This is a genomic window from Desulfobacter sp., from assembly GCF_050177295.1.
The window spans coordinates 1-5,579 of record NZ_JBFXHE010000295.1 but is presented as its reverse complement, the minus strand read 5'-3'; the positions used below and the strand labels follow the sequence as shown (position 1 = coordinate 5,579).

5 protein-coding genes and 1 pseudogene are annotated in these 5,579 nt (G+C 48.0%); all 6 read right to left on the bottom strand.

All coding sequences use genetic code 11. From position 1 onward, the window contains the following. Positions 1-158 precede the first annotated feature (158 nt). On the bottom strand, positions 159-911 hold the full coding sequence (locus AB7U36_RS17245; protein WP_287126967.1) for an acyl-CoA dehydratase activase: 753 nt from the start codon (positions 909-911) through the stop codon (positions 159-161). 8 nt (positions 912-919) lie between these two features. Further along, positions 920-2,200, bottom strand: coding sequence for a double-cubane-cluster-containing anaerobic reductase (locus AB7U36_RS17240; protein ID WP_428160922.1), 1,281 nt, complete (start codon positions 2,198-2,200; stop codon positions 920-922). 252 nt (positions 2,201-2,452) lie between these two features. Continuing rightward, complete coding sequence (locus tag AB7U36_RS17235) at positions 2,453-3,778, bottom strand: (Fe-S)-binding protein (RefSeq protein ID WP_287036500.1); 1,326 nt, start codon at positions 3,776-3,778, stop codon at positions 2,453-2,455. A 92-nt stretch (positions 3,779-3,870) separates the two neighbouring features. Then, the gene (locus AB7U36_RS17230; protein ID WP_286822496.1) at positions 3,871-4,356 is read right to left on the bottom strand and encodes a hypothetical protein; all 486 of its coding nucleotides are present in this window, start codon (positions 4,354-4,356) and stop codon (positions 3,871-3,873) included. Positions 4,357-4,369: 13 nt separating this feature from the next. Next, a complete protein-coding gene (locus AB7U36_RS17225) occupies positions 4,370-4,681 on the bottom strand; it encodes an IscA/HesB family protein (RefSeq protein ID WP_277005212.1) in 312 nt (103 codons plus the stop codon). Between the two features lie 644 nt (positions 4,682-5,325). Continuing rightward, a pseudogene (gene potD / locus AB7U36_RS17220) lies at positions 5,326-5,579 on the bottom strand (spermidine/putrescine ABC transporter substrate-binding protein PotD); the annotation flags it as partial.

Sequence of the window (5,579 nt, the reverse complement as noted above, 5' to 3'; positions counted from 1 at the left end):
GGTTTGGCTCCCCTATCCATGTGCCCCGGGATATGGGGAAGGAGGGATTTGGGCAGATGCAGGCGCATGTGACCCAAACCCTTAAGCAACTTTATGCGGATACAGACGCTGTCTGGCAGGATGAGATCCGTCTCAGAGAAATTTTTGGTTGATCCGTTTCACTGTTTTTCAGCCATGATCATGGCTGCGCCCAAGGCACCCATCATCTGGGGGTGATTGGGGACAAGGACCTCTTTTTCCAGGGCCTTTGCCACCATGTGCACCATACATGGGTTTTGTGCCACCCCGCCGGAGAATACAACGGGCCCTTGGGCTCCCACGCGGTTCAGCATGCCCACGGCACGTTTGACCACACTTAAGTGAAGACCCCGGGCAATCTCCTGTCGATCCTGGCCCTTGGCAATGAGCGATGTCACTTCAGACTCTGCAAAGACGGTGCACATGCTGTTGATCTGAAGATCTTTTTGGGCAGCAAGGGCGGCCGGACCAAACTCATCCAGGGAAAACCCCAGATTCTGTGCCATGATTTCAAGAAATTTGCCTGTACCCGCAGCACACCGGTCATTCATTTCAAATTTCACCACCCGACCCTGTTCATTGAGCCGGATGGACTTACTGTCCTGGCCGCCAATATCAAGAATGGCAAGGGCTTCGGGGAATTCAAGGCGAACGCCTGCAGCATGGGCTTTGATTTCCGTGACCGTTGATGCATCTTCAAACGCCACCTCAAAAAGGTTGCGTCCGTAACCTGTGGCCATGATCTTGTCAAATTTTACCCCATCCATCACTTTTTTGGCCTGGGAAATGGGGTCAAATCCGGTATCTGTCTGGCGGGTTTCAATCACCTTTTTGTTTTCAACCACTACCAGTTCAATGCTTCTGGAACCGATATCAATGCCTGCGCAAATCATTTTTTTCCTTAGTCAGAGATTTGTTCTATAAAGGCTTCCACCCGGGTTTTAAGCTGCCCGACATCCTCCATGCCGTAATCGGTTTCAATCCTCATGCAGGGAATGCCTAATTTTTCAAGTTTATTTTCCACAGGGATGGATTCCATAATATAAGGCTGACAGAACTGCAGACCGTAATGGATCACACCGTCTGCACCATAGGCCTTGGCCATTTCAACAATATGGTCGCTCCGGTCCTGGTTGGGGGTAAAAATGGCGCAGTCCACCTTGAAATACCGGTCTGTGATCGCCTCCATCAATTCATCCAGGCTTTGTCCTGAATCCTCGGTCAGATTCCGGGTGCCTCTTTCACCCACGCAGGATTCTTCGCCTACGATTACGGCACCGGAGGTTTCAATTATCCAGGGCAGTTTCCAGTTGGGTACGGCCATGGGACAGCCGGAGATGAGAATCCTCGGGGTTTTTGAAGGGAATACGCCCTGATTTTCCTTGATTCGCACCTCAAGTTCGTCACAGATTTTGTTTACCGATTCGGTGAACCTGGCTGGATTGTCGTAAAAGAACACTTGATTGGCCAGAAGGGCGTCAAGTCCTGAAATGGGAGCCGGGTCCGCCTTTCTTAATGTTGCCAGCCGGTGCAGGGCTGCTCGTTTGGCATTGACCACCTTAATTGCTTCCTTAAGGGATTCTACGGAGATCTTATTTCCCGTTAATTTCTCCACTGCTGTTTTGAACCGTTCATATTCTGCTTTGAGAAGCGAGCGTCCCTGGCTGGATTTGACCTGGGGAAGGTCCATGACATAAAGGTTGTCCACCATACCGGCAAATATTTCATAGGCTTTTTTCTTTCCGTCACAGGTATTTTCTCCCACGATCATGTCTGCGCTTTCAAGGTAGGGACAAACTCTGCCAAGCTTGAAACCAAAGGAGGACTTGATCAATGAACAGGTGTTTCTGGGTAAATGTTTTTCCACCTCCTCAACGGCAAAGTCCGCACCGGAACATAATCCTACCAGGGTGGCGCCGCCTGCAAGCGCAATCTCTTCGGGAACAAATACGCAATAGCTGCCGATGATTTTGCGGTTCTGCTTTTTTTCGTCCAAAAGCTCTTTGATCCGCAGCCCATGAACCTCGCTCATGACAAAATCAAAATACCCCATGCCTTCGGGGCGATTCTTCTGGGCAAGATATATGTCCCGGTACCCTTGCCCCAAAACACCTAATAACGCGTCGTGGGCCTGTAAATCCATGCCAAGGCTCTCCCACATGGGGGCATAATCTTCGCTCATTGTATTCTCCTTTTGTAACGTCAAAGTTTGTCTTTTAAAATCGATAAACAATTTAGTCTCAAGTTGTTACGAAAGTTAATCTATTTTGAAATTTGCAAGTATAATGGGGGGCGGGATTTTAAATCAAAACGAAAATACAAATAGAAAAAATAAATACAATTGGAATTTTCAATAAAAACATAAGGGCAGAATATGAAACCATATCCTGCCCTCTAAAAATTATAACCAGAAATCTAAACGTTACATAGCGTTTTAAAAGTCTTCATCCAGTTCCTGGCCTTCCGGCATGTTAAGCAATTTCATGTCCGGCCCCAGATATTTCCGTTCCTTCCCGCCGAGCACGCCCAATGCAAAGCAGATCAATGTCCATAAATGCATAACATGATAATGACACTCGTAATGATCGGCAAGCTTGTGAATTTGATCATGGCAGTTATGGCAGGGTGTAATACAGTATTCTGCACCCGTGGCCACGATCTGATCTTTTTTAATTTCGCCGTATTTCAGACGCTGTTCATTGTACCCGGACTGCAGGTATCCGCCACCGCCGCCGCAACAGAAATTATTGGAGTATTTGGGGGCCATGTCGATGAAATTTTCTTCGCCTACACAGGCTTTGACAACAAAGCGCAGATCTTCGGCCAAAGCATCGCCAAAGCTCTTTCTAACCTGCTGACAGGGATCCTGAACCGTAAATTTGATTTTAAGATCTTTATTCCAGTCGGAGCTGGGTTTCAGTTTGCCTTCCCGCATCCATTTGGCATAGTACATAACCATGGGGGCAATCTCAAGATCGGTCTCAATACCGAACTTCTGCTGGCCTTTCCATACGGAAAAGGTGGAGTGGCCGCACTCGGTGTTCAGGTATACCTTGCAGTCCAGTTCCATGGCCGATTCAAGGGTGTTCCGGGTTACTTTTTCCCATTTCTCTTCATCGGCAAGGAACATACAGTAGTTTTCACCACCCCAGCCCCGGGTGCCATAGGTCCAGTCGGCACCAACGATATTTAAAATCTTCCACAGGGGAACCATCTCTTCGGGCTCCACACCCGGTTCACGGGAATTCTGACTTACAAAGAAATCAGCCCCTTCTTTGTTGATCGGTGCCTCAAGCTCTTCCCAGCCCGGCTGGCTTTCCTGGACTTCCTCGAGAATGTCGCCGACCACCCATTCAAAATCCTCTTCAGAAAGCCCCATGGCACTGCCGCTGGTATTTCGAAGAGCCATATCACAGGAACCTAAAATACCTTTGGGCCTCTCTTCACGGGGCTTTAACTGCCGGGCTTCAAAGATCATAGCCCCAATGTCGATCTTCATCGGGCAGACATAGAGGCATCGCTGGCACTGGGTGCACATCCACACCCACGGGCTGTTGGTTATCTCTTCATCCATGCCCAAAGCCACCATCCTGACAAACTTGCGCGGGTCCATATTTTCAAGCCCTGTTGCCGGGCAACCGGAAGCGCATACGCCGCATGTCAGGCATGTATTTAGGTTGACACCATTCGGCAGTTTACTCATCAGTTTTTCTTTAAACGCTGCCTTTTTTCCCTTATCAAGTTGTATTGCCTCGGTCATAACGTTCTCCTTTGAAATGGTTGCTTTAAGGTCTAATCTTTTTACATCAGCATTATTATTAAATTCCCGATGTTCCGCTATCAGTCAGCCTATCAACCAGCCACAAGCCCGCAGAATACCTTTCTTAGGTATTCCTGGGGAATGGGTGTCAGGTATTGATCGTCAAAATCCGGTTTTCGGTCCTGCGACCTGACTGTTTGAAAATCAAATGGTGCCGGGTTGTTACGAATGGTGAATGCGGTCATCTTCATTTCAGTATTTTGGGGCTGCTTTTTTGAATTATTATTCAGCCAGGCATCACAGCTTTCGTGATCCCCGATATGCATGATGTAAATGATCTGTTTGGTGCGGATGCAGATAAGACGATATCCTGCACCAAGGTCATATTTCCATGAATTTTTCACCCTGGCATCTGAACGCGCCCTGAATAGTCCTGAAGCCTGAGAAGTCTGGCCTTGGATCATGGCCTCAATGATTGTTCTGGCACGGCCTGCTGCAATGAATGGTGAATTGACCTGACCTTCCATTGCAGTAAGCTGCCTTTCCAGTTTGGGATGAAGGTGGACTTCAAAAGCCATACGAACCCTCCGGTTAACTGCCGCATGTCCCGCCGCTGCACCCCTTGCATCCGCCTGCCGGTTTCAGGGCGGATTCAAGGCGAAAGCCGGTGCCTGCGAAATCAATATCCACAGGGCCGGCCTTTTCCAAAAGGTTTTGATCCATAATGTATTCCACCTCATCAAAGGTAAATACGGCATCTGTATCTTTTTTTTCGTCCAAAGCCATAGCAAGGCTTGGCCCGCCGCATCCGGCGCTGTTGAGAAAAATTCTGATGGGCGTAATTTCTTTGCCTTCAAAGTACATCCTGACCTGTTCCTGGGCAGGTTTAGTGACATTGATCATCTGACAGACTCCTTTAAATACTAAAATTGGCCGGGTGTTATTTTCAATTTTTCAATGTAATAACAAGTGTTTCTCCATTAAATTCTGCACCAGCCAGCCACGGGCGGTGCTTTCAAAAGACCTCAGTGTCGTCTGGGAAACTTTGTCATCATACCCCTTCCTTTATAGTCAGTAACAATTATCCAACCTAAACCAGAAACGATTCAAGACCTATATAAAATAGGGGTTTTTGGCAAATTGATAATCCTTATGTGCTTGTATTTCTATTATCGGGATATTCAATTTTGCCCATTGGAAGAGGTGTTATCATGATATATATTTAATGTGACCTGCGGGGGGGGGGGCAGCGAAGAAAAGGTGACCAAAGCGGTTTTGAATCATGGCATCCAACGCTGAATCCAAACCTGCGGATGGTCCCATAGTTGGTGACAGGACAACATCCCGTGTTTGGGCGTAAAGTTGCCCATCTGCGCGTTGCAGATGGGGGCCTTGGTCATATTTTAGGCCATCCGAATTTTTGGTAGGTTGGGTTGAGGAACGAAACCCAACGCCGATAAGTTGTTGGGTTTCACTTCGTTCAACCCAACCTACGCTGTGGCCGATGTTATGACCAAGCCCCAGAGGGGTGACTTTGCGTTCAAACACTAGTTGCCGGTACGAAGTTTTTCCCAGTACTTCTGATAAATTTCAATGGCCTGTCCCACGTCATTCTGGAATTCGCCTTGTTTAATGATTTCAGAATCAGGAAAGATGGTCCGGCTGCTGCTGATGTTGGAATCGAGCAGGGCAATGGCCGGCTTTACCGGGGTGGGATACCCGTATTCTTCAACACAGGTCTTGGCCACTTCGGGATTCATCATGAAGTTGATAAACGCATGGGCGCCTTTGGGGTTCCTTG